This window comes from Paracoccus sp. NIOT.M2S5SZ12 (assembly GCF_057748165.1).
This window is the reverse complement of record NZ_JBYLFR010000010.1, coordinates 23706-46698: the sequence shown is the minus strand read 5'-3', so window position 1 is coordinate 46698 and position 22993 is coordinate 23706. Positions and strand designations below refer to the sequence as shown.

Sequence of the window (22993 nt, the reverse complement as noted above, 5' to 3'; positions counted from 1 at the left end):
CGCCGGCAATCACGCCGACGCGGGCCAGGCATGAGAAGTGCAGGCGCGATGACCGATATCAACGCATATGACACCACCCCCGAGGCCGAGTTCGGCGATTTCGTCGCCCTGCTCAAGCCGCGGGTCATGTCGCTGGTGGTGTTCACCGCCTTCGTCGGCCTGGTCGTGGCGCCCGTGGACGTCCATCCCTTCATCGCCTTCTGCTCGGTCCTGTTCATCGCCCTGGGCGGGGGCGCGTCGGGCGCGCTGAACATGTGGTACGACCGCGACATCGACGCGGTGATGAACCGCACCCAGAGCCGCCCGATCCCGTCGGGCCGGGTCGAGGAGGGCGCGGCCCTGGGCCTGGGCCTGGTGCTGGCGGTCATCTCGGTGATGATGCTGGGGCTGGTCGCGAACTGGTTCGCGGCGGGCTTCCTGGCCTTCACGATCTTCTTCTACGCCGTCGTCTACACCGTCTGGCTGAAACGCTGGACCCCGCAGAACATCGTCATCGGCGGGGCCGCCGGCGCCTTCCCCCCGATGATCGGATGGGCCTGCGCTACGGGCGGCATCGGCATCGAATCGCTGCTGATGTTCGCGCTGATTTTCTTCTGGACGCCGCCCCACTTCTGGGCGCTGGCGCTGTTCATGAAGGAGGACTACCACAAGGCCGGCGTGCCGATGCTGACCGTGACCCATGGCCGGCAGGCCACGCGCCGCCACATCTTCGCCTATACGCTGGTGCTGGCGCCCTTCGCCCTGTGGCTGGGCCTGACCTCCATCGGCGGGCCGCTCTACATGGCGGTGGCGGTGGTGCTGAACGTGGCCTTCATCCGCGGCGGCTGGCAGATCCTGCGCCGCAGCGAGGAGGCCGCCATCGCCGACGGCTACGCCGTGGAAAAGCGTGTCTTCAAGCTGTCGCTGGCCTATCTGTTCCTGCATTTCCTGGCCCTGATGGTCCAGGGCTGGATGGGGGGCTGGTGATGGCGCTACGCACCGAACATCCGATCCACGGCCGCCGCCGGTCGCGCAACATCGGTCTGGGCATCGTGCTGGTCGGCTTCGTCGCGCTGGTCTTTGCGCTGACCGTGGTCAAGGTCCGGCAGGGCGGCCTGATGGAGGGGTTCGACCACCAGCCCCGCGTGTCGCTGACGCCTGCGGAACCCGCCGCCGCGCCGACCCGGACACCCGCAGAGGAGGTTCAGCAATGAAACGTCTCAGCCCCGAGGGCCGCACCGTCGCCATGCTGCTGGGCGTCGTCGTGACGATGGGCGCGCTGGCCTGGGCCGCGGTGCCCTTCTACGACTGGTTCTGCCGGGTGACCGGGTTCGGGGGCACGACGCAGGTCTCGGACAGCGCCTCCGACGAGATCCTGGACGAGGTCGTGCGCGTGCGCTTCGACGCCAATACCGACCAGAACCTGGGCTGGACCTTCCGGCCGATGCAGACCCGCATGGACCTGAAGATCGGCGAGAGCGGGCTGGCCTTCTACGAGGCGGTGAACACCTCCGACGTGCCGCTGACCGGGACGGCCAGCTACAACGTCGCGCCCGAGGTTTCGGGATACTACTTCATCAAGGTCGAGTGCTTCTGCTTCCAAGAGCAGACGCTGCAGCCCGGAGAGCGGGTGGAGATGCCGGTCAGCTTCTACGTCGATCCCGAGCTGGTGCAGGACCGCGACGCGGGCCATGTCCGCGACATCACGCTGTCCTACACCTTCCACCGGACCGAGCCGCGCAGCGCCGCGCTTGACTCCGATGCGACCGACACCATCAACTGAGACGAATACACGAGGGAGCCGACGGGGATCCGATCATGGCGCACGCTAAGAACCACGACTATCATATCCTGCCGGCCTCGGTCTGGCCCTTCCTGTCCGCGGTGGCGGTCTTCGTCATGCTGTTCGGCGCGGTCGCCTGGATGTCGGGCGAGGTGACACTGGCAGGCGCGCCGATCACCGGACCCTGGATGTTCGGCATCGGCTTGGTCGCGACCTGCTATGTCGCCTTTGCCTGGTGGGCCGACATGGTCCGCGAGGCCGAGCAGGGCGATCACACCCCGGTCGTGCGCATCGGCCTGCAATACGGCTTCATCCTGTTCGTGATGTCCGAGGCGATGCTGTTCGTGTCGCTGTTCTGGAACTTCATCAAGCACGCCATGTATCCGATGGGCGAGAACAGCCCCATCACCGACGGCGTCTGGCCGCCCGCGGGCATCGAGACCTTCGACCCCTGGCACCTGCCCTTCATCAACACGCTGATCCTGCTGCTGTCTGGCGTGGCCGTGACCTGGGCGCACCATGCCTGGGCGCATGAGGGCGACCGCCGCACCACCATCAACGGCCTGATCGTCGCGGTGGGCCTGGGCGTCCTCTTCACCGCGCTGCAGGCCTACGAATACAGCCACGCGGCCTTCGGTCTGGCCGACACGGCCTATGCCTCGGCCTTCTACATCGCGACGGGCTTCCACGGCCTGCACGTCATCATCGGCACGATCTTCCTGGCCGTCTGCCTGCTGCGCTTCCAGAAGGGGCAGATGACCCGCGACCAGCATCTGGGGTTCGAGGCCGCGGCCTGGTACTGGCACTTCGTCGACGTGATCTGGCTGGTGCTGTTCGCCGTGATCTATGTCTGGGGCAGCTGATCCCCGATCCTGACCGATCCAGGCGCGCGGGGGCTTTCTCCGCGCGTTTTTCGTTCGTCCGACCCCGGAGCGCCCATGCGCCGCTATCTGTTCCCCCTGATCCTCGGCATCGCCGGCTGCGCCGTCCTGATCCAGCTGGGCCTGTGGCAGCTGGACCGCCGCGCCTGGAAGGAGGGGATGCTGGAGGAGATCACCGCCGGCATCCAGGCCCCGCCCGTGCCGCTGCCCGCGGCCATCGACCCGTCGATGAAGTACCTGCCCGTGACCGTCAGCGGCACCACCACCGGGGCCGAGATCGACGTGCTGTCCCACACCCGCGACCAAGGCGCGGGCTATCAGGTCGTGTCGCGCTTCATCACCGATGACGGGCGCGCGATCCTGCTGGACCGGGGCTTCGTCCCGCAGGAGGCGCGCAGGCTGGAGCGTCCGCCGGTCCGGCTGGACGTCGTGGGCAACCTGCACTGGCCGCAGGATGCCAGCAGTTCGACCCCTGCGCCGAACCTGGACGAGAACATCTGGTTCGCCCGCGACGTGGACGCCATGGCCGCGTCGCTGGACACGCTGCCCGTCCTGGTCGTGGCCAGCGCGGTTCAGGGCGACAACCAGGGCGCCCGTCCCATCCCCGTCGCCATCGAGGGGATTCCCAACAACCACCTGTCCTATGCGGTGCAGTGGTTCCTGATCGCGGCCACCTGGGCGGTGATGACACTGGCGCTGATCTGGCGTATCAGGCAGCGCAGCTACTGAAGGATTTCCGATGCGTTACGTCTCGACGCGGGGCCAGGCCCCGGTGCTGAATTTCGAACAGGCCATGCTGTCGGGGCTGGCGCGCGACGGGGGCCTGTACCTGCCCGAGACGATCCCGGCCTTCAAGGGGCTGGAGCAGCTGGACGGCCTCTCCTACGAGGAGGTCGCCTTCCGCGTGGTGCGCCCCTTCACCGGCGACAGCTTCACCGATGCCGAGCTGCGCGGCGCCATCGAGCGCGCCTATGCGCGCATCAGCCATGACGCCCGCGCGCCGCTGGTGCAGCTGGCCCCCGGCCATCACCTGCTGGAGCTGTTCCACGGCCCCACGCTGGCCTTCAAGGATTTCGCGATGCAGCTGATCGCGCAGCTGTTCCAGATCGCCCTGGCGCGGTCGGGCCAGCGGATCACCATCGTGGGCGCCACCTCGGGCGACACCGGATCGGCCGCGATCGAGGCCTTCCGCGGCATCGACAATGTGGACGTGTTCATCATGTACCCGCATGGCCGTGTGTCCGAGGTCCAGCGCCGCCAGATGACCACGCCCCCCGCCGCCAATGTCCATGCGCTGGCCGTGACCGGGCATTTCGACGACTGCCAGGCGCGTCTGAAGGACCTGTTCAACGACCATGCCTTCCGCGACGGGGTGGGGCTTGCGGGCGTGAACAGCATCAACTGGGCCCGCGTCGTGGCGCAGATCGTCTATTACTTCACCGCGACCGCGTCGCTTGGCATGCGGCCCACCGATTTCTGCGTGCCGACGGGCAATTTCGGCGACATCTTCGCAGGCTCGATCGCGCGCCAGATGGGCCTGCCGATCCGCCGCCTTATCGTCGCCACGAACCAGAATGACATCCTGCACCGCGCGCTGAGCAGCGGCGAATACCGCATGGGCGAGGTCGAACCGTCGATCAGCCCTTCGATGGACATCCAGGTCAGCTCGAACTTCGAACGCGCGCTGTATCTGGCCTATGGCCAGGACGCGGGCGCGATCCGGCAGCTGATGGAGGAGCTGAAGCAGGGCGGCTTTGCGATCAGCCAGGGCGCGCTGGAGGCCCTGCGCGAGCAATATGCCTCGGGCCGCGTCTCCGAGGAGGAGACGCTGGAGACGATCCGCGCCATGCGCGAGCGGACCGGAGAGATCCTCTGCCCGCACAGCGCCGTGGGCGTCGCCGTGGCCGAGCGCCATCTGGAGCCCGGCGTGCCGATGGTCACGCTGGCCACCGCGCATCCGGCCAAGTTCCCCGATGCGGTGGAACGCGCCATCGGGGTCCGCCCCGGCCTGCCGCCGCATATGGCGGACCTCTACGACCTGCCCGAGCGCCTGACCCGGGTTGAAAACGACGTGGACGCGCTTAAGTCCCTGATCCTTGAACGGAGGACCGCGTGAGCCAAGACCCCACCCCGCGCCTGACCACGCTGCCCAACGGGCTGCGCATCGTGACCCGGCAGATGCCCGGCCTGCATTCGGCGGCCCTGGGCATCTGGGTGGCGGCGGGCGGCAGGAACGAGCGCGCCGACCAGAACGGCATCGCGCATTTCCTGGAGCACATGGCCTTCAAGGGCACCGCGACCCGCAGCGCGCTGCAGATCGCGGAGGCGATCGAGGATGTGGGCGGCTATATCAACGCCTATACCTCGCGCGATGCGACGGCCTATTACGTCCGCGTGCTGGAGGATGACGTCGATCTGGCCTTCGACGTGATCAGCGACATCGTCCTGAACCCCGTCTTTGACGCGCGCGAGATCGAGGTCGAGCGCGGCGTGATCCTGCAGGAGATCGGGCAGGCGCTGGACACGCCCGACGACATCATCTTCGACTGGTTGCAGGAGGCCGCCTATCCGGACCAGCCGATGGGCCGCACCATCTTGGGCCCGGCCGAGCGGGTCAGCAGCTTCGGCCGCGCCGATTTGGCGGGCTTCGTGGCCGAGAATTACGGCCCCGGCCAGATGGTCGTGGCCGCCGCCGGATCGGTCGATCACGACCGCATCGTGCGCTTGGCCGAGAAGGTTCTGGGCCATATCGCGCCGCGCCCGCAGGCCGTACGCGAAGGCGCGCGCTGGCAGGGCTTGGAGAGCCGCACGGTGAAGCCCTTGGAGCAGGCGCATTTCGCGCTGGCGCTGGAGGGGCCGGGCTATCTGGCGCCCGATTTCTATGCGGCGCAGATCTTCTCATCGGCGCTTGGCGGGGGGATGTCGTCGCGTCTGTTCCAGAAGATCCGCGAGGAGCGGGGGCTGTGCTACACGATCTTCGCGCAGTCGGGCTTCCATGACGATACCGGCATGCTGACCATCTATGCCGGCACCGGGGCCGAGGATCTGGGCGATCTGGCCACCCTGACCATCGACGAGATCAAGCGCGCGACCGAGGACATGACCGAGGCCGAGATCGCCCGCGCCAAGGCTCAGCTGCGCGCGGGCCTGCTGATGGGGCTGGAAAGCCCCTCGGGCCAGGCCGAACGCATGGCGCGCAGCCTGGCGATCTGGGGCCGGGTGCCCGACGCCGCCGAGGTGGCCGAGCGGGTCGCCGCCGTGACCGCCGCCGATGTGCGGGCGCATGCGGAACAGATGCTGGCCAATGCCCGGCCGGCGTTGGCGCTCTACGGCCCGGTCGGCGCGGCCCCCTCGCGCGAGGCCTTGGCCGAGAGGCTTGCCGCATGATCCTGGCGCGGCGCCGTGCCCTTCGGTTGGACGCCGAACGCATCGCGCTGCGCCTGCCGCTCCATTCCGACTTCGCCGCCTGGCGGGCGCTGCGCGACGAAAGCCGCGATTTCCTGACGCCGTGGGAGCCGGTCTGGTCGCCCGACCACCTGTCGCGCAAGAGCTTCACCAACCGCGTCTATTGGGCGGCCCGGTCGGCGCGGGCGGGGACGGCCTTTCCGCTGTTCCTGGTCCATCGCGACGGCACGCTCTTGGGCGCGATCACGCTGGACAACATCCGCCGCGGACCCGCTCAGTCGGGGACCATCGGATACTGGATCGGACAGCAGCACACGCGGCAGGGCTTCATGCGCGAGGCGATCGGGGCGCTGGTGCACCACGCCTTCACCACGCTGGACCTGAGCCGGATCGAGGCCGCCTGCCTGCCCGAGAACGCCGCATCGCGCGGCGTGCTGGAGCGGTCGGGCTTCAAGTATGAGGGCGTGGCCCAGAGCTATCTTCAGATCGGCGGGCGCTGGCGGAACCATGTGCTTTACGCCAATCTCCGCGGCGACCGCCGCGGCAGGACCGAGGTGCGATGATGCTGACCCAAGCCGATGACCGTCTGGCCGCCCTGCTGCCCGAGGGCGTGCTGCGCGACCCCGCGCCGCACTATACCGAGGAGCCGCGCGGCCGCTATCACGGGCGGGCGGGTCTGGTCGCGGCCCCGCGCGACGTTCAGGAATGCGCCGCCGTGATCCGCGCCTGCGCGGCGCTGCGCGTGCCGGTCGTGCCGCGCGGGGGCGGCACCGGGCTGGTCGGCGGGCAGATCATGCCCGACGGACCCGCGCCCCTGATCCTGTCGCTGGAGCGCATGACCGCCATCCGGGCCTGTCACCCGGAGGAGGGCGTGATGATCGCCGAAACGGGCGTGACGCTGCAGGCCGCGCGGGACGCCGCCGCAGGTGTGGGGCGGCAGTTCCCGCTGTCGCTGGCCTCTCAGGGGTCGGCCCAGATCGGCGGGGTGCTGTCCACGAATGCGGGGGGCGTGAACGTGCTGCGATACGGCAATGCGCGCGCGCTGTGCCTGGGGCTGGAGGCGGTGCTGCCCGACGGCTCGGTGATGCACGACCTGAAGCGCCTGCGGAAGGACAATACCGGATACGACCTGCGCGACCTGCTGATCGGGGCGGAGGGGACCTTGGGCATCATCACCGCCGCATCGCTGGTCCTGGCCCCGGTGCCGGCGGAGACGGGCGTCGCGATGCTGGTCGTGGACACTCCCGCCGCCGCCCTGTCGCTGCTGTCGCTGGCGCAGGCGCGGATGGCGGGCGGCGTCACGGCCTTCGAGCTGATCTCGGGCCAGAGCCTGCATTTCTTGGACGCGGCCTTTCCCGACATGCGCCAGCCCTTCGAGGCGCGCCCCGACTGGCTGGTGCTGATCGAGGTCGGCCTGCCTGCGGGCCTCTCGGCCGATGCGGCGCTGGAGGGGCTGTTTGTCGCGGGGTCCGAGGCCGGTCTGGTTCATGACGGCGTCATCGCGCAGTCGGGTCAGCAGGGCGCGGACCTCTGGGCGCTGCGCGAGCATATTCCGCTGGCCAACCGCCATGTCGGCGCGATCGCCAGCCATGACATCAGCCTGCCTTTGTCCGAGGTCGCCCGGTTCATCGACGATGCCGGGGCCTGGCTGGCGGGGCAGGGGGACATGCGCGTCAACTGCTTCGGCCATCTGGGCGACGGCAACCTGCATTACAACCTGTTCCCGGCGGCGGGCCGGAGCCGCGACGACTATGAGACCGTCCGCCGCGACCTGTCGCGCAGGCTGCACGAGATGGTCGTGGCGCGGGGCGGGTCGTTCTCGGCCGAGCATGGGGTCGGGCGTCTGAAGGCCGCCGATCTGGCACGGTGGGGCGATCCGGCGCGGCTGGCCGCGATGCGGGCCATCAAGGGGGCGCTGGACCCCCTTGGCATCATGAACCCCGGCGCGGTCCTGGCCTAGGCGCCTTCGAAGTCGCAGAGCGCATGGACCGGCATGTCCATGCCCTCCAGCACCTTGCGCCCGCCCAGTTCCGCCAGGTCGATGACGAAGGCGCAGCCGATGACCTCGGCGCCCAGCCTGCGGCACAGCGTGATCGCCGCCGCCGCCGTGCCGCCGGTGGCCAGCAGGTCGTCCACGATCAGGACCTTCTCTTCGGGCTTCAGGGCGTCGTCATGGATCTCCATGATCGCCTCGCCATATTCCAGCTGATAGGCCTCGGAGATGACGGTGCCGGGCAGTTTGCCCTTCTTGCGGATCGGCACGAAGCCGGTGGACAGCTGATGCGCCACCGCGCCGCCCAAGATGAAGCCGCGCGCCTCAAGGCCCACGACCTTGTCGATACGGGTCCCCGCATAGGCATGCAGGATCTGGTCCACCGCCATGCGGAATCCGCGTGCATCAGCGAACAGCGTTGTCACGTCGCGGAAGATGATTCCCTCATGCGGGAAGTCGTGGATCGAGCGGACATAGTCCTTGACGGTGCGGCTCATGTGGGGCGGTCCATTTCGAAAAGATCGGTCACGGCGGCATAGTCTTTGTAGCCGAGGCGCGCAATCCAGCCGCCCGCAGCCCGCGGATCGAACCGCCCGTCCACCACGCAGTCGTCGCGCATATGGATGCCGGTCACCACGCCGAAGACCGCGAAATTCGCCTGACCGGCCAGCGGCACGATCTGGGTCATGCGGCATTCCAGCGCCGCCGCCGCCCCCGCCACGCGCGGACAGTCGATGGTGGTGCAAGGTGCCGCCTCGATCCCGGCGGCGGCGAATTCGCTGGTCCCGGCGGGCAGGGGGGCCGAGGTCGCGTTGACCGCGTCGCGCAGATCGCCCGTGGCGATGTTCACGCAGAAGACCCCCGTCTCGATGATCTGGGCCACGCTGTCCTTTGTGCCGGGCCGGTCGCCCTTGGACCCGGTCGAGGCGAACATCACCTGCGGCGGTACATAAGCCACCGCGTTGAAGAAGGAATAGGGCGCGAGGTTGTCGCCCTTCGACCCGCGGGTCGAGATCCAGCCGATCGGGCGCGGCGCGATGATGGCGTTGAAGGGGTTGTGCGGCAGGCCGTGTCCGGCTTCGGGGCGATAGAACATGGGCGGCCTCCTGATGGCGTTCGGGCGCCAACCTGCCCCGGATTTTCCTGCGGTGCAATGTTTCGCACGGTGTCCACCCGTGCTAAAGGCCCGCGCGACAGCAAGGAGGCGCGATGTTCGAGATCTGCCCCGAAACCCCCGCGGACGAGCCCGAGGTCGAGGGCCTCTATGACCTGTGCTTTGCGCCGGGCAGGACGGCTCTGTCCTCCTACCGGCTGCGCGACGGGGTGGCGCGGGTGGCGCCGCTGTGCCTGCTGCTGCGCAATTCGGCGGGCGTCCTTCTGGCCGCGATCCGTTACTGGCCGGTGCGCGTCGCGGGGCGGCGGGTGCTGCTTCTGGGACCCATCGCGGTGCATCCGACTGCGCAGGGCGAGGGCCTGGGCGGGCTGCTGATGCGCGACAGCCTGGCGCGGGCGCGCGAGATGGGCTTCGGCCGGGTCCTCTTGGTGGGGGACGCGCCCTATTACGGGCGGTTCGGGTTCCGCAAGCTTGACGATGTCGTGATGCCGCCGCCCACGAACCCCGATCGGGTCCTGGGGCTGGAACTCCGGCCCGGGGCCTGGGTTGGTGTCGCGGGGCCGGTGGCACGCGACCTGGAGCCGCTGCCCCACAGATCCGGATCCGCATCGGACGCCTGCCGTCCGGCACCTCATCCGCAAAGGCCCTCCGATGAAAGAACCGATGCCCCTTGTTCTTCCGCCGATCACTGATCCGCTGATTCACGCGCAGATCGACCGCCTGGCGATGCGTTATCTGGCTGCGTCCGGGCCGGGGATGAAGGTGATGGAGCGCGTGGGCGACGGCGCCGAAGGCCTGATCGCGCGGCTGCCGACCTTCGTGCGCGCGCGTCTGGATGGGGTGACGCAGGCGGCGTTGATGCGGGCCTTCGGCGCGGCCAGCCGGTCGCGCAAGGTGGTGCGCGATCGCGGCGACTGGTTCAACCGCATGGCCTCCACGGTCAGCGGGGCTGCGGGCGGGGTCGGCGGCTTCGTCGGCGCGCTGGTCGAGCTGCCCTTCACCGTGACGCTGCTGCTGCGCGCGATGCTGGACATCGCCGCCGAACACGGCTTCGACCCCGAGAGCGAGGAGGTGCGGGTCGAATGCCTGCGCATCTTCGCCGCCGCCGGTCCCATGGCCGAGGATGACCAGACCGATCTGGGCCTTCTGGCTGCGCGCCTGTCGGTCACCGGCCAGACGGTGCAGAGCCTGGTCAGCAAGGTCGCGCCCCGCCTGTCGATCTCTCTCGGCCAGAAGATGGCCGCGCAGGCCGCGCCCGTCTTCGGGGCTGTGGTCGGCGCTTCGATCAACTACGTCTTCGCGCGCTATTATCAGGAACTGGCTCGGGTGCATTTCGGCCTGATGCGCCTCTCGGTCGAGACCGGCCTGCCGCGCGAGGCCCTGACCGAGGCCCTACGCCTCTCGATCCAGCGTCAGATACCCGCACCTCGCTGACCCCGCTGTTCTGCGGTGAGCGGGGGGTCCGGGGGGCGGCAGGCCCCCCGGCCCGTCGCGGGACGCAGGTCAGCCGTCCTCCGCGTCCAGCGCCAGTGCCGTGGCCGTGGTCGGCAGGTCGTCGGTGCTCAACGGTCCCGAGGGTCGCGCCAGACGCGCCTTCGTCACCCAGTACAGCCGTTCCTGCGCGCGGGTGATCGCGACATAAGTCAGCCGCTTCCACAGCGGCACCCCGGCCTCGGACCGGTTCGACCAGGCCGCCGCGCTGATGTCCGGGCCAAAGACCTGCACTTCTTGCCACTGGCTGCCCTGCGCCTTGTGGATCGTCACTGCCGCCCCGTGCAGGAAGGCCGCCCCCATCCGCGCCGCATAGGGGATGAAGGGCTCCTCCTCGTCCGGCATCTCGATCTTGACGATGCTGGCGGCGGACAGCCGCGGGTCCTCCGCCCCGATCACGTGCAGCCGCGAGAAGCCCGGCTTGCGCCCCGGTCCCAGATAGACGACCTGGGCGCCCTTGATCAGGCCGCGCGCCTCCAGATCGATCCGCTTCTTGCGATGCTTCAGCGGCAGCTCCAGCCCGTCGCAGATCAGCGGCTCTCCGGGCAAAAGCGCATCCCCCGGCGCGCCGAAGGCCGTGCGGAAGGCGTGGATCAGCCGGATGCGCGTCGCGTTGCGCCAGACCAGCACCGGGCTGCGCGCCATCAGGTCGCTCTCCACCCGCTCGGCCCAGACCACGCGGTCGTCCTTCCGTGCCGCCGCGCGGATCATCCCCTCGAACGCGTCGAAGCCCAGCTGATCGTCGGCCAGCGCATGGGCCAGGTCCAGGATCGGGCTGTCGTCGGCCTGGCGGTGGATGCGGTTCAGCATCAGCCGCTGCGGCGCGGCCAGCTTGTCGAACACCATCTCTCCGGACTGACCCACCGGGGCCAGCTGCGCCGGATCGCCGAACAGGACCAGCACCGGAAAGATCTCGCGCAGGTCCTCGAACTGCTTCTCGTCCAGCATCGAGGCCTCGTCGATCAGCCCGACATCCAGGCCCTCCTCGCGCCGGGTCCAGCCGCGGATGAAGTCCGACCCGCGCAGCCCCGCCGTGGCCAGGGCGCCCGGGATCGACGCGTTCTGGTCGTAGAAGGCCTTGGCCCGGTCCAGCGCCTGGTCAGACAGGTCCTCGATCACCGGGCGCTCGGCGCTGCCGGTCAGCCATTCGGCGATCTTCTCGTATTGCGGGTCATAGACGGGGGTGTACAGGATCCGGTGAATCGTGGTGGCCGGCACGCCGCGCATGCGCAGCACGAAGGCCGCCTTGTTGGTGGGCGCCAGAATCGCAACGCTGCGTCGGTCCTTGCGGCGGCGCCCCTCGTAATCGGGGCTGATCAGCTCGACCCCGGCCTCCAGCAGGGCCTTGGTGATCATCGACAGCATCAGCGTCTTGCCCGAACCGGCCTTGCCGATCACCGCCATCACCCGACCTTTACCCGACTGGGGCGGATGCAGCTCCTCTGCGATAATGTCGATGCCGGCGGCGGCAAAGGTCTCGGCCAGGGTATCCCAGGCATCGGCCTGATCGGCGGACAGGGGCGGGGCGGGGGTGCTCATGCCTGTCCCATAGCCTGCCCGGGCCGAAAGGCAAAGGCCGCGCAACTTTTCCGCCCCGGCCACCGTGCCTGCGGGCGCCCCCACAGGAGAGACGCGATGATCGAACTGTTCTTCGTCACCTGCCTTCTGGCCGACCCCCAGCGCTGCACCGACCACAGCCTGCTGTTCGAGGAGCAGAACGGCCTCTTCACCTGCATGCTGCAGAGCCAGAACGAGCTGGCGAAATGGATCGCCACGCATCCGGCCGAACAGGTGCGCGAATGGAAATGCCGTCGCGCCGGCGAGGGTGACCGCAAGGCGTGATGCGCAGGACCGGTCCGTTGTCATGCGGTGGGCGGGGGGTCCGGGGGGCGGCAGGCCCCCCGGCACGTCGCGGGACGCAGGTCAGCGCCGGCCGGCCTCCAGCGCATCCTCAAAGGTGCGCAGCCCGGTCCGCGGCGATTGGACCAGCACCGCCATGTTGCCCGGCTTGTGCTGGTTGCGCAGCATCATCATGTGCGCGGCCGGGATCTCGGCCCAGGGGAAGACCTCGGACATGCAGGGGTCCAGGCGCCGCTCCAGCATCAGCTTGTTCGCGGCGCTGGCCTGCTTCAGATGCGCGAAATGCGACCCCTGGATGCGCTTCTGATGCATCCACAGGTACCGCACGTCAAAGGTGCAGTTGAACCCGGTCGTCCCCGCGCAGATCACCACCATGCCGCCCTTCTTGCAGACCAGGGTGCTGACCGGGAAGGTCGCCTCGCCCGGATGCTCGAAGACGATGTCCACGTTGTTGCCCTTGCCGGTGATGTCCCAGATCGCCGCGCCGAACTTGCGCGCCTCGTTGAACCACTCCTTGTATTCCGGCGTGTTCACCGTGGGCAGCTGCCCCCAGCAGCGGAATTCCTTGCGGTTGATGACCCCTTTCGCGCCCAGCCCCATGACGAAGTCGCGCTTGTCCTCCTCGCTGATGACGCCGATGGCATTGCCGCCCGCCGCGTTGATCAGCTGGATCGCATAGGAGCCCAAGCCCCCCGACGCGCCCCAGACCAGGACGTTCATGCCCGGCTTCAGCTCGTGCGGCTCGTGCCCGAACAGCATCCGATAGGCGGTGGCCAGGGTCAGCGTATAGCAGGCCGATTCTTCCCAGGTCAGGTGGCGCGGCCGGGGCATCAGCTGCTGGGCCTGCACGCGGGTGAACTGGGCAAAGCTGCCGTCCGGCGTCTCGTATCCCCAGATCCGCTGCGTGGGCGAATACATCGGGTCGCCGCCGTTGCAATGCTCGTCATCGCCGTCGTCCTGGTTGCAATGGATGACGACCTCGTCCCCGACCTTCCAGCGCTTGACCTTGTCGCCCACGGCCCAAACGATGCCGGACGCGTCCGATCCGGCGATGTGATAGGGCTGCTTGTGCACGTCGAACATGCTGATCGGCTTGCCCAGACCCGCCCAGATCCCGTTGTAGTTGACGCCCGCCGCCATCACCAGGACCAGCACCTCGTTGCTGTCGATGGCGGGGGTGTCCACGACCTCCAGCTGCATGGCCTGATCGGGCTCTCCTTGCCTCTCGCGGCGGATCGCCCAGGCATGCATCCGCGCGGGGACATGGCCCAGAGGCGGCATCTCTCCGACCTCATAGAGGTCTTTGACGGGCGCATTGTAGGGCGCGATCGGGGTCGGTGCGTCGAGGGCCATCTGCTTCTCCTGTCCAGTGCCGCAGCGCAGAATCAATGCGCCTGATGAGGCGGTGATACAATCATGAAAGCAACAATGCAACCGCAATAGATATTTATGCGCAACAAAGTTTCTGACGCGCTGCAGCATCCGCCGCGCTGCGGCGAATTGACGGCGCAGTTTTGTATCTATAAGCAGAATGAAGCAGAAATATTCTTGCGGAGAGACTTTATGGCCGACAAGGACAAGCCCTGGCTGTTCCGCACCTATGCGGGTCATTCCACGGCGGCGAAATCGAACGCGCTCTATCGCACGAACCTGGCCAAGGGGCAGACCGGCCTGTCGGTTGCGTTCGATCTGCCGACCCAGACCGGCTATGACAGCGACCACATCCTGGCGCGGGGCGAGGTCGGCAAGGTCGGCGTGCCCATCTGCCATCTGGGCGACATGCGCGCGCTGTTTGACCGGATCCCGCTGGAGCAGATGAACACCTCCATGACGATCAACGCGACCGCGCCGTGGCTGTTGTCGCTGTACATCGCGGTAGCCGAGGAGCAGGGGGCCGATGTCACCCGTCTGCAGGGGACGGTCCAGAACGACCTGATCAAAGAATACCTGTCGCGCGGGACCTATATCTGCCCGCCGAAGCCGTCCTTGGCGATGATCACCGACATCGCGGCCTATACCCGGCAGCATCTGCCGAAATGGAACCCGATGAACGTCTGCTCCTATCATCTGCAGGAGGCGGGGGCGACGCCCGAGCAGGAGCTGTCCTATGCGCTGGCCACCGCCATCGCGGTGCTGGACGACCTGAAGGGCAAGGTGCCGGCGGAGAGCTTCCCCGAGATGGTCGGGCGGATCAGCTTTTTCGTCAACGCGGGCATCCGCTTCGTCACCGAGCTGTGCAAGATGCGCGCCTTCACCGAGCTGTGGGACGAGATCACCCGCGACCGATACGGCATCGCCGAGGAGAAGTACCGCCGCTTCCGCTACGGTGTGCAGGTCAACAGCCTGGGCCTGACCGAGCAGCAGCCCGAGAACAACGTCTATCGCATCCTGCTGGAGATGCTGGCCGTCACGCTGTCCAAGAACGCCCGCGCCCGCGCGGTGCAGCTGCCCGCCTGGAACGAGGCCCTGGGCCTGCCCCGACCCTGGGATCAGCAATGGTCGCTGCGGATGCAGCAGATCCTGGCCTACGAGACCGACCTGCTGGAATACGGCGACCTGTTCGACGGAAACCCGGTCATCGCGGCGCGGGTCGAGGCGCTGAAGCAGGGTGCGCGCGAGGAGCTGGCGGCGCTGGACGGGATGGGCGGCGCGATCGCGGCGATCGACTACATGAAGGCCCGGCTGGTCGAGTCGAATGCCGCCCGTCTGGGGCGGATCGAGACGAACGAGACGGTCGTGGTCGGCGTCAACCGCTGGCAGCAGGCCGAGCCGTCGCCGCTGACGGCGGGGGATGGCGGGATCATGACCGTCGATCCGGCGGTCGAGGCTGACCAGATCGCCCGGCTGAACGCCTGGCGCGGGACCCGCGACGAGGGGGCCGTAGAGGCCGCCCTCGCCGCGCTGCGCCTTGCGGCGCAGAGGGGCGACAACGTCATGCCGCCCTCCATCGCGGCGGCGCGGGCCGGGGTGACGACCGGCGAATGGGCGGGCGTGATGCGGGCGGTGCATGGCGAGTATCGCGGGCCGACCGGCGTCGCGCGCAGCCCGTCCAACCGCACCGAGGGGCTGGAGGAGATCCGCGAGGCGGTGGATGCGGTCAGCGCCCGCCTGGGGCGTCGGCTGAAGTTCCTGGTGGGCAAGCCGGGCCTGGACGGTCACTCCAACGGGGCCGAGCAGATCGCCGTCCGCGCGCGCGACTGCGGCATGGACATCACCTATGAGGGCATCCGCCTGACCCCCGAGGCCATCGTCGCCCGCGCGCAGGAGGAGGATGCCCATGTCGTCGGCCTTTCGATCCTGTCGGGCAGCCACCTGCCGCTGATCGAGGACCTGATGGCACGGATGCGGGCCGCGGGGCTGGGCCATGTGCCCGTGGTCGTGGGCGGCATCATTCCCGACGAGGACGCGGCGCGGCTGATGGCGATGGGGGTCGCGCGCGTCTATACGCCCAAGGATTTCCAGCTGAACACCATCATGATGGACATCGTGGGGCTGGCCGAACCGGGTGCGGCGGCGGCCTGACGCCCAAGGCGCGGAAACCGCCCGCCCCGAGTGAACCGGATCTCGGCCAAGCCGTTGACAGGGCTTGAGGAAAGGCCGCGTCATGACCCAGACCCCCGCGCGCGACAGCGCCATCGACCCGCTGCGCATCCTGCTGGCGCTGAGCGTCATCGCGCTGCATACCGGCTTCCCGGATGCCGCGCCGGCCTTGGTCAAGCAGGTGTTGTTCAACGGGCTCTATCGGCTGGCGGTGCCGGTCTTCGCGCTGATCTCGGGCTACTTCTTCCTGGCGGCGATGCGGGGCGGGCGGGCCGGGTCCTCCCTGCGGCGCATCGCGTCACTCTATGGGCTGTGGATGGTGATCTATCTGCCGATCTGGGGGCCGGACCTAACGGGGGCGTGGCACCTGATCCGCACGGTGGTCTTCGGCTATTTCCACCTGTGGTTCCTGCCGGGGCTGCTGGTCGGGGCGGTGCTGGTGGCGCTGATGCGTCGGCCGCTGCCCGTCGCCGTGGCGGCGGCGGCGATGGCCGCGACCGGGCTGACGCTGCAGGCACTGGTCCTGGCGGGGGTGGCCGACATCCCGCTGGACTATTACCGCAACGGGCTGTTCACGATCTTTCCGTTCTTCGCCTTGGGCTGGCTTCTGGCGCATGGCGTGCCGGAGCGGCTGCGCCGCCGCGCGCGGCTTCTGGCGGTGCTGGCGCTTTTGTCCGTGATGGTCGAGAGCCTGATCTGGCGTTGGATCGCCGGGGGCGGGTGGGGCGTCGACATGATGCTGTCGCTGCTGGTGGCCGCGCCGCTGCTGTTCCTGGCCGCGCAGGGCATCCATGGCCGGTGGGACGGCAAGCGCGCGGCCAGCACCGCGGCCTTCGTCTATTTCATCCATGTGATGATCATGATCTGCGCCAGCCGCTTCGGGCTGGAGGGCGATGCCAAGGCGCTGGCGATCATGGTGACCTGCCTGGGGATCGCCCTGTGGCTGGGCGCGCCGCGGCGCCGACCGATTCTGGCCTTCTTCACCTGACGCGCCAATGCAAGACGCCGCCCCGGAGGGCGGCGTCGCGGCAGTCGATGGCGGAAGGGCTCAGAAGCCCAGGCCCGCGTACTTCGACTTGAACTTGGAGACGCGGCCGCCCGCATCCATCAGGCGCGACGAGCCGCCGGTCCAGGCCGGGTGCGAGGTCGGGTCGATGTCCAGCGACATGGTCTCACCGTCCGAACCCCAGGTGGAGCGCGTCTGGTAGGTGGTGCCGTCGGTCATCTTGACCGAGATCATGTGATAGTCGGGGTGGATGTCTTTTTTCATGGCGTGACCTCGGCTCAGGCTTTCGCGTCCGACAGGGGACGGTAGTTGGTCTTCTCGACGATGCGGGCCGACTTGCCGCGACGATCGCGCAGATAGTACAGCTTGGCGCGACGGACCTTGCCGCGACGCACGACCTCGATCGAATCGATGTTGGTCGAATACAGCGGGAACACGCGCTCCACGCCTTCGCCGAAGCTGATCTTGCGGACCGTGAAGCTGGCCGCGATGGTCGCGCCGCCACGGCGCGAGATGCACACGCCTTCGTAGTTCTGGACGCGGGTGCGGGTGCCCTCGGTCACCTTGTAGCCGACACGGATGGTGTCGCCGGCCTTGAAATCGGGGATCTTCTTGCCGAGTTCGGCAATCTGCTCGGCTTCGAGCTGTGCGATCAGGTTCATCGCTTGGGTTCCTCTGTCTGCTCGCGGTGGTTCCGCGATTGGTCTGATGCGCCCGAGCGCTGTCGGTCCTTTGCCGGGTCCACATGCGTCTCCGCATATGCCCGCCACAGATCGGGGCGGCGTTCCTTGGTCAGCCTCTCGGCCTCACCGGCCCGCCAGGCGGCGATGGCGGCATGATTACCCGACAGCAGGACCGGCGGGATCTCGCGACCATCCCAAAGGGCGGGCTTGGTGAACTGCGGCGCTTCCAGGAGACCCCGATTGCCGATGGAAAAGGATTCCTCGGCCAGGGAATCATGATTGCCCAGCACGCGCGGTATAAGCCGGACCGTCGCATCGATCAAGACCTGAGCGGCGATCTCTCCGCCGGTCAGGACATAATCGCCGATGCTGACCTCCTCGACGCCATGGGCGTCCAGGACGCGCTGGTCGATGCCCTCGAACCGGCCGCAGATCAGCGTGACTCCGGGGCCCTGGGCCAGGGTGCGGGCGCGGGCCTGGGTCAGCGGCTTGCCGCGCGGCGACATGTAGATGACCGGCAGACCGGCGCCCGCCTCGCGCAGCGCCGCGTCCAGGACGTCGGGGCGGATCACCATGCCCGCGCCGCCGCCCGCGGGCGTGTCGTCCACGTTGCGGTGCCGGCCGATGCCGTGCTCGCGCAGCGCGATCGTCTCGAGGTTCCACAGCCCCTGCGCCAGCGCCTTGCCGGTCAGCGACAGGCCCAGGATGCCGGGAAATGCCTCGGGGAACAGGGTGACGATGCGCGCGGTCCAGGCACCCGCGACCTGCGGCTCGTCCATCAGGACGCGCGGGCGCAGGCTGGGCCGGATGGCCAGCCGCCCGTGCGACCGGGGGGTGGGCGTGTCGGTCATGCGGGTGCGTCCGGGTCGTCGCCCAGCTCTGCGGGCGGGTCCGCCACGATGCGGCGGGCGGTCAGATCGACGGTCGGCACCACGGCGCGGGTGAAGGGCAGCATCAGGCTGCGGCTTGCGCCCACGATCTCCAGGATGTCACCCGCGCCATGATCGAAGATCGCGCGCACCCGGCCCAGGGGGGCGCCGCCGGTATCGACGACCTCCAGCCCAATCAGGTCGGCATGATAGAATTCGTCGTCGGGCAGCGACGGCAGCACCGACCGCGGCACCCACAGCGTCACGCCGCGCAGGGCCTCGGCCTCCTCGCGGGTCGAGACGCCGTCGATGCGCGCGCCCAGCCCGCCGGTGACCGGGCGGGTTAGGTGGATGGTGAAGCGGCGGCCGCCGTCCTCGGTGGTGATGGGGGCATAGGCCGCGATGTCCGAGGGTTCGGCGCAGAAGCTCTTGAGCCGCACCTCGCCATGGACCCCGAAGGCTCCGGCGATGGCACCGACGCAGATGCGGTCTTGGGTCATGTCACACCCCTGATGGACGCGAACCGGCCCGCGCGGGCCGGTCCTGAAAGACGAACTGGCGGGGTTTCCCCCGCCAGCATCGGATCACTCGGCTTCGGCCGGGGCGGCGGCCTTCTTGGCCCGCTCCTCGGCGCGGGCCTTGGCTTTCTTGCCCGGCTCGGCCTTCTTCATGTTCTTGCGCTCGGCCTTCTCCTTGACGCCGGCGGCCTCCAGGAAGCGGGCGACGCGGTCGGTGGGCTGTGCGCCCTGGCCCAGCCAGTACTGGATGCGCTCGACATCCATCTTCACGCGCTCTTCGCTGTCCTTGGCCAGCAGCGGGTTGTAGGTGCCCAGCTTCTCGATGAAGCGGCCGTCGCGCGGCATGCGTGAATCGGACGCGACGATGGCGTAATGCGGGCGCTTCTTGCTGCCACCACGGGCCAAGCGGATCTTCATGGACATGGGTCGTCTCCTTGGGGTTGTCGTCCGGTCAGGACTGATAATGCTCGTGGTGCCGAATGACTTCGGCGATCACGAAGGTCAGGAATTTGCGCGCGAATTCCGGGTCGAGATCGGCCTCGCGCGCGAGGCGTTCCAGGCGTTCGATCTGGCTTGCCTCGCGCGAGGGATCGGACGGCGGAAGGTCGTGGTCGGCCTTGAGGCGGCCGACGGATTGGGTGTGCTTGAAGCGCTCGGCCAGCGTATAGACCAGGATCGCGTCAAGGCGGTCGATGCTGGCGCGGTGGTCCTTCAGCAGGGCCGCGGCGCGGGCGGTGGCGTCGGTCATGCGGCCTCCGGGGCGGGGTGGCGGTAGACGATGCAGGGGTGATCGAAGACCGGGGTCGCGGCCGCCCGGTCTCGGACCGCGCCAAGCCGTTCGGCCAGCGCTATCGAGCGGGCGTTCTCCGGGTCGATATAGCTGACGGCGGTGGTCCAGCCCAGATCGCGGAAGGCGTGCTCGCGCGCGGCGCGGGCGGCCTCGGCCACCAGGCCCTTGCCCTCCACGGCCTGCGACCATGCGGTCCAGCCCAGCTCGCGCTCGGGCCAGCCATCGGGGAACCACGGGCCGGTCATCCCCAGGGGCAGATCCTCCTGCCCCTTGTGGCAGAAGACGAACATGCCGAACCCGCGCATCGCCCAATGGCCGATCACATGACCGAAGGTGCGCCAATAGGCGCCGGGCTTGGGCTCGGTCGTGCCGCCGCCCACGAAGCGGGCGCGGTCGGACTGATAGAAGCTGCGCCAATGCGGCCAGTCGCCGCCCTGCGGCGCGCGCAGGATCAGGCGTTCCGTCTCCAGAACCGGGGTGGGCGACAGCGCGATCATTTCTTGCCGAACAGGTTGCCCAGGCCCGAGGGCAGGCCGGCACGGCCCAGCTGCCCGCCCAGGCCCTTGGGATCGGCCAGCATCTTCTGGGCCTCGGCCATCTTGGCGGGGTCCAGGTTCTCCATGTCGGGCAGGCCGCCGCCCTTGCCGGTCATGGCGCGCATGGCCTGCTTCATCAGCCCGCCCTTGCCCATCTTGCCCAGCTTCTTCATCGTGTCGGCCATCTGCTTCTGCATCTTCAGGAGCTTGTTCAGGTCGGCCACGTCCAGGCCCGCGCCGGCGGCGATGCGCTTCTTGCGGCTGGCCTGCAGAAGGTCCGGGTTGGCCCGTTCCTTCTTGGTCATCGAATTGATCAGGGCGATCTGGTGGCGGACGACCTTGTCGTCATAGCCCGCAGCCTCGGCCTGCTTGGCCATCTTGGCCATGCCGGGCATCATGCCCATGACCGAGGACATGCCGCCCATCTTCTGCATCTGCTCCAGCTGGCCGCGCAGGTCGTTCATGTTGAAGAGGCCCTTCTGGAACCGCTTCATCATGCGCTCGGCCTGCTCGACCTCCAGGACCTGCTGGGCCTTCTCGACCAGGGCCACGATGTCGCCCATGCCCAGGATGCGGCCCGCGACGCGGCTGGCGTCGAAGGTCTCCAGCGCGTCCATCTTCTCGCCCAGACCCACGAAGCGGATCGGCTTGCCGGTCACGGCGCGCATCGACAGGGCCGCACCGCCGCGCCCATCCCCGTCCATCCGGGTCAGCACCACGCCGGTGACGCCGACCTTGGCGTCGAACTCGGTCGCGACGTTCACGGCGTCCTGACCGGTCAGGCCGTCGACGACCAGCAGCGTCTCGCGCGGGTTCGCGATGTCGCGCACCTGCTGGACCTGGGTCATCAGCGCCTCGTCGATATGCAGGCGGCCGGCGGTGTCCAGCATCACCACGTCATAGCCGCCGAGCGAGGCCTGCGTCTTGGCGCGCTGTGCGATCTGCACGGCGGTCTGGCCCATCACGATGGGCAGCGTGTCTACGCCGATCTGTTGGCCCAGGATGGCCAGCTGCTCCATCGCGGCGGGGCGGTTGGTGTCCAGGGACGCCATCAGCACGCGCTTCTTCTCGCGGTCCTTCAGGCGCAGGGCCAGTTTCGCGGTCGTGGTGGTCTTGCCCGAACCCTGCAGGCCGACCATCAGGATGGCGGCGGGCGGGTTGTCGATGCGCAGCGCCTCGGGGGCGTCGTCGCCCTGAAGGACGCGGATCAGCTCGTCATGGACGATCTTGACGACCTGCTGGCCGGGGCTGACCGATTTGGTGACAGCAGAGCCGGTGGCCTTGGCGGTGACCGCCTTGACGAAGCTGCGCGCCACCGGCAGCGACACGTCTGCCTCCAGGAGAGCGACGCGCACCTCGCGCATGGCGGCGGTGACGTCCTCCTCGGACAGGGCGCCCTGCTTGGTCAGCCGGTCGAAGACGCCGCCCAAACGGTCGGAAAGGTTCTCGAACATGGCCGGGCCTCCTATGGCTCCAAATCGGTTTAGCCCCCGTGGGCGCGACGCGCTGACGGGGGGCGATCCCCACGATCGGCGCGGGGACCGGAAGGCGGCGCTTCCGGAAAGTTCAGGGTCTTCTACAGCGCGCGGCAGGTCCTGTCAACGCGGGCTCGGCAGAGTGCCATGCCTGAGGGCAGGGGTCTTGTGCGGTGGCCCCGGTTTCTCCGGGCAAGGTCTGCTCGGTTCCGGATCGGCCAAGCGGGCGGCCCTCGGGATGCCGAGGCGGTGGTTGCGCGGCGAGAGGTCGGATCCCGGCTGAGGTCCGGCTTCCGCCATGCGTTGCGGGGGGCAGCAGACCGGCCGCCGCGACAGGAGGATCGCGGCGGGCGAGGTGCAGCGGACGGGCGCGGTTGCAGGAGGCTGCCGCAGAATGAGCGATCCGCCCATCCCGCCGCGCGCGTGACCGTGCCGTGCCCGTTGGGATCAGGCGGAGATCTGGTCCATCACCTGTTGCGCGCGCGCCATGCCGGCCTCGCGGTCGAAGGCCAGGCCGTCGGCAGGCACGAAGGTCACGTCCGTGATGCCCAGAAAGCCCAGCATGTGGCGCAGATAGCCCGAAGCGTGGTCCATGTCCGAGCCGATCGGCGTGCCGGCGGCGGTATAGGCCACGATCGCCCGCTTGCCGGTCAGCAGGCCTTCGGGGCCGGCCTCGGTATAGCGGAAGCTGACGCCCGCGCGGGCGATCTGGTCCAGCCAGGTCTTCAACTGCGAGGGCAGCGAGAAGTTGTAGATGGGCAGGCCGATGACCAGCGTGTCGGCGGCCTGCACCTCGGCCAGAAGCGTATCCGAGGTGCGGATCTGGGCCTGCTCCTCGGGGCTGGGGCTGTCGGTGCCGACGCGGACGGCCTTGAACCATGCGCCGTCGATGACCGGAACCTCGTCCGCGGCCAGGTCGCGATAGGTGACGGTGGCGGCCGGGTCGGCGGCGGTCAGGCGGGCGACGATCTGGGCGGTCAGGTTGCGCGAGACCGAGGCGTCGCCGGTGATGGCGCTGTCGAGATGAAGGATGTGCATGGCGTGCTCCGATGCGGCTAATTCTGCATTGC

27 protein-coding genes are annotated in these 22993 nt (G+C 68.7%); 14 read left to right on the top strand and 13 right to left on the bottom strand.

Translation table 11 applies throughout. The annotated features are described in order from the left end of the window. Positions 1-48 precede the first annotated feature (48 nt). The 9 genes from cyoE (at position 49) to AC2SGK_RS10770 (ending at position 8008) form a co-directional block, all read left to right on the top strand. Positions 49-966: a heme o synthase gene (cyoE, locus tag AC2SGK_RS10810; protein ID WP_488323553.1), complete on the top strand. Its 918-nt coding sequence runs from the start codon at positions 49-51 to the stop codon at positions 964-966. Continuing rightward, the gene (locus AC2SGK_RS10805; RefSeq protein WP_411837469.1) at positions 966-1193 is read left to right on the top strand and encodes a hypothetical protein; all 228 of its coding nucleotides are present in this window, start codon (positions 966-968) and stop codon (positions 1191-1193) included. Before cyoE ends, AC2SGK_RS10805 begins: the two co-directional genes overlap by 1 nt. Continuing rightward, entirely contained in the window at positions 1190-1762 is a 573-nt protein-coding gene (locus AC2SGK_RS10800) for a cytochrome c oxidase assembly protein (protein WP_488323552.1), read from the top strand. The genes AC2SGK_RS10805 and AC2SGK_RS10800 overlap by 4 nt, the downstream gene beginning before the upstream one ends. A 35-nt stretch (positions 1763-1797) precedes the next feature. After that, positions 1798-2625, top strand: coding sequence for a cytochrome c oxidase subunit 3 (locus AC2SGK_RS10795; protein WP_488323551.1), 828 nt, complete (start codon positions 1798-1800; stop codon positions 2623-2625). 75 nt (positions 2626-2700) lie between these two features. Next, positions 2701-3372 (top strand): SURF1 family protein, encoded by a 672-nt coding sequence (locus AC2SGK_RS10790; RefSeq protein ID WP_488323550.1) that lies wholly within the window; start codon positions 2701-2703, stop codon positions 3370-3372. Between the two features lie 10 nt (positions 3373-3382). Next, positions 3383-4759: a threonine synthase gene (gene thrC / locus AC2SGK_RS10785; RefSeq protein WP_488323549.1), complete on the top strand. Its 1377-nt coding sequence runs from the start codon at positions 3383-3385 to the stop codon at positions 4757-4759. Further along, positions 4756-6030, top strand: a complete 1275-nt coding sequence (locus tag AC2SGK_RS10780; protein ID WP_488323548.1) for a M16 family metallopeptidase — start codon at positions 4756-4758, stop codon at positions 6028-6030. The genes thrC and AC2SGK_RS10780 overlap by 4 nt, the downstream gene beginning before the upstream one ends. After that, on the top strand, positions 6030-6611 hold the full coding sequence (locus tag AC2SGK_RS10775) for a GNAT family N-acetyltransferase (protein WP_488323640.1): 582 nt from the start codon (positions 6030-6032) through the stop codon (positions 6609-6611). The genes AC2SGK_RS10780 and AC2SGK_RS10775 overlap by 1 nt, the downstream gene beginning before the upstream one ends. After that, entirely contained in the window at positions 6611-8008 is a 1398-nt protein-coding gene (locus tag AC2SGK_RS10770; RefSeq protein ID WP_488323639.1) for an FAD-binding oxidoreductase, read from the top strand. The genes AC2SGK_RS10775 and AC2SGK_RS10770 overlap by 1 nt, the downstream gene beginning before the upstream one ends. Here the strand turns inward: AC2SGK_RS10770 and AC2SGK_RS10765 are convergent. Beyond that, a complete protein-coding gene (locus AC2SGK_RS10765) occupies positions 8005-8538 on the bottom strand; it encodes an adenine phosphoribosyltransferase (protein WP_488323547.1) in 534 nt (177 codons plus the stop codon). The two genes, AC2SGK_RS10770 and AC2SGK_RS10765, sit on opposite strands and share 4 nt — an antisense overlap. Then, the gene (locus tag AC2SGK_RS10760; RefSeq protein WP_488323546.1) at positions 8535-9137 is read right to left on the bottom strand and encodes a flavin reductase family protein; all 603 of its coding nucleotides are present in this window, start codon (positions 9135-9137) and stop codon (positions 8535-8537) included. Before AC2SGK_RS10760 ends, AC2SGK_RS10765 begins: the two co-directional genes overlap by 4 nt. A gap of 113 nt (positions 9138-9250) precedes the next feature. On the opposite strand from AC2SGK_RS10760, the gene AC2SGK_RS10755 reads away from it, so the two are divergent. Beyond that, on the top strand, positions 9251-9847 hold the full coding sequence (locus tag AC2SGK_RS10755; protein WP_488323545.1) for a GNAT family N-acetyltransferase: 597 nt from the start codon (positions 9251-9253) through the stop codon (positions 9845-9847). Then, the gene (locus AC2SGK_RS10750) at positions 9819-10589 is read left to right on the top strand and encodes an EcsC family protein (RefSeq protein WP_488323544.1); all 771 of its coding nucleotides are present in this window, start codon (positions 9819-9821) and stop codon (positions 10587-10589) included. The genes AC2SGK_RS10755 and AC2SGK_RS10750 overlap by 29 nt, the downstream gene beginning before the upstream one ends. A gap of 69 nt (positions 10590-10658) precedes the next feature. Here AC2SGK_RS10750 and AC2SGK_RS10745 read toward each other — a convergent pair whose 3' ends face one another. Continuing rightward, a complete protein-coding gene (locus AC2SGK_RS10745) occupies positions 10659-12185 on the bottom strand; it encodes an ATP-dependent DNA helicase (RefSeq protein ID WP_488323543.1) in 1527 nt (508 codons plus the stop codon). Positions 12186-12281: 96 nt separating this feature from the next. Here AC2SGK_RS10745 and AC2SGK_RS10740 point away from each other — a divergent pair, with 96 nt between their 5' ends. Next, complete coding sequence (locus tag AC2SGK_RS10740; RefSeq protein ID WP_488323542.1) at positions 12282-12488, top strand: hypothetical protein; 207 nt, start codon at positions 12282-12284, stop codon at positions 12486-12488. Positions 12489-12569: 81 nt separating this feature from the next. Here the strand turns inward: AC2SGK_RS10740 and ccrA are convergent, their stop codons facing one another. Continuing rightward, entirely contained in the window at positions 12570-13859 is a 1290-nt protein-coding gene (ccrA, locus tag AC2SGK_RS10735) for a crotonyl-CoA carboxylase/reductase (RefSeq protein WP_488323541.1), read from the bottom strand. A gap of 210 nt (positions 13860-14069) precedes the next feature. Here ccrA and AC2SGK_RS10730 point away from each other — a divergent pair, with 210 nt between their 5' ends. Next, positions 14070-16028, top strand: coding sequence for a methylmalonyl-CoA mutase family protein (locus AC2SGK_RS10730; protein WP_488323540.1), 1959 nt, complete (start codon positions 14070-14072; stop codon positions 16026-16028). Positions 16029-16110: 82 nt separating this feature from the next. Beyond that, positions 16111-17034: an acyltransferase family protein gene (locus tag AC2SGK_RS10725; protein ID WP_488323539.1), complete on the top strand. Its 924-nt coding sequence runs from the start codon at positions 16111-16113 to the stop codon at positions 17032-17034. A gap of 60 nt (positions 17035-17094) precedes the next feature. Here AC2SGK_RS10725 and rpmE read toward each other — a convergent pair whose 3' ends face one another. The 9 genes from rpmE to AC2SGK_RS10680 all read right to left on the bottom strand — a co-directional run bounded on the left by rpmE (position 17095) and on the right by AC2SGK_RS10680 (position 22961). Beyond that, positions 17095-17316, bottom strand: coding sequence for a 50S ribosomal protein L31 (rpmE, locus tag AC2SGK_RS10720; RefSeq protein ID WP_488323538.1), 222 nt, complete (start codon positions 17314-17316; stop codon positions 17095-17097). A gap of 14 nt (positions 17317-17330) precedes the next feature. Beyond that, the gene (gene rplS, locus AC2SGK_RS10715) at positions 17331-17714 is read right to left on the bottom strand and encodes a 50S ribosomal protein L19 (protein WP_411837455.1); all 384 of its coding nucleotides are present in this window, start codon (positions 17712-17714) and stop codon (positions 17331-17333) included. After that, a complete protein-coding gene (gene trmD, locus AC2SGK_RS10710) occupies positions 17711-18586 on the bottom strand; it encodes a tRNA (guanosine(37)-N1)-methyltransferase TrmD (protein ID WP_488323537.1) in 876 nt (291 codons plus the stop codon). The genes rplS and trmD overlap by 4 nt, the downstream gene beginning before the upstream one ends. Next, complete coding sequence (rimM, locus tag AC2SGK_RS10705; protein ID WP_488323536.1) at positions 18583-19104, bottom strand: ribosome maturation factor RimM; 522 nt, start codon at positions 19102-19104, stop codon at positions 18583-18585. Before rimM ends, trmD begins: the two co-directional genes overlap by 4 nt. Before the next feature lie 84 nt (positions 19105-19188). Beyond that, on the bottom strand, positions 19189-19545 hold the full coding sequence (gene rpsP, locus AC2SGK_RS10700; RefSeq protein WP_488323535.1) for a 30S ribosomal protein S16: 357 nt from the start codon (positions 19543-19545) through the stop codon (positions 19189-19191). 28 nt (positions 19546-19573) lie between these two features. After that, complete coding sequence (locus AC2SGK_RS10695; RefSeq protein WP_119887517.1) at positions 19574-19870, bottom strand: chorismate mutase; 297 nt, start codon at positions 19868-19870, stop codon at positions 19574-19576. Then, positions 19867-20409, bottom strand: a complete 543-nt coding sequence (locus AC2SGK_RS10690; RefSeq protein WP_488323534.1) for a GNAT family N-acetyltransferase — start codon at positions 20407-20409, stop codon at positions 19867-19869. Before AC2SGK_RS10690 ends, AC2SGK_RS10695 begins: the two co-directional genes overlap by 4 nt. Then, a complete protein-coding gene (gene ffh, locus AC2SGK_RS10685; RefSeq protein WP_488323533.1) occupies positions 20406-21902 on the bottom strand; it encodes a signal recognition particle protein in 1497 nt (498 codons plus the stop codon). Before ffh ends, AC2SGK_RS10690 begins: the two co-directional genes overlap by 4 nt. A 468-nt stretch (positions 21903-22370) precedes the next feature. Next, positions 22371-22961 carry an FMN-dependent NADH-azoreductase gene (locus AC2SGK_RS10680; protein WP_488323532.1) on the bottom strand — a complete coding sequence of 197 codons (591 nt, stop codon included), beginning with the start codon at positions 22959-22961 and terminating at the stop codon, positions 22371-22373. Positions 22962-22993 lie beyond the last annotated feature (32 nt).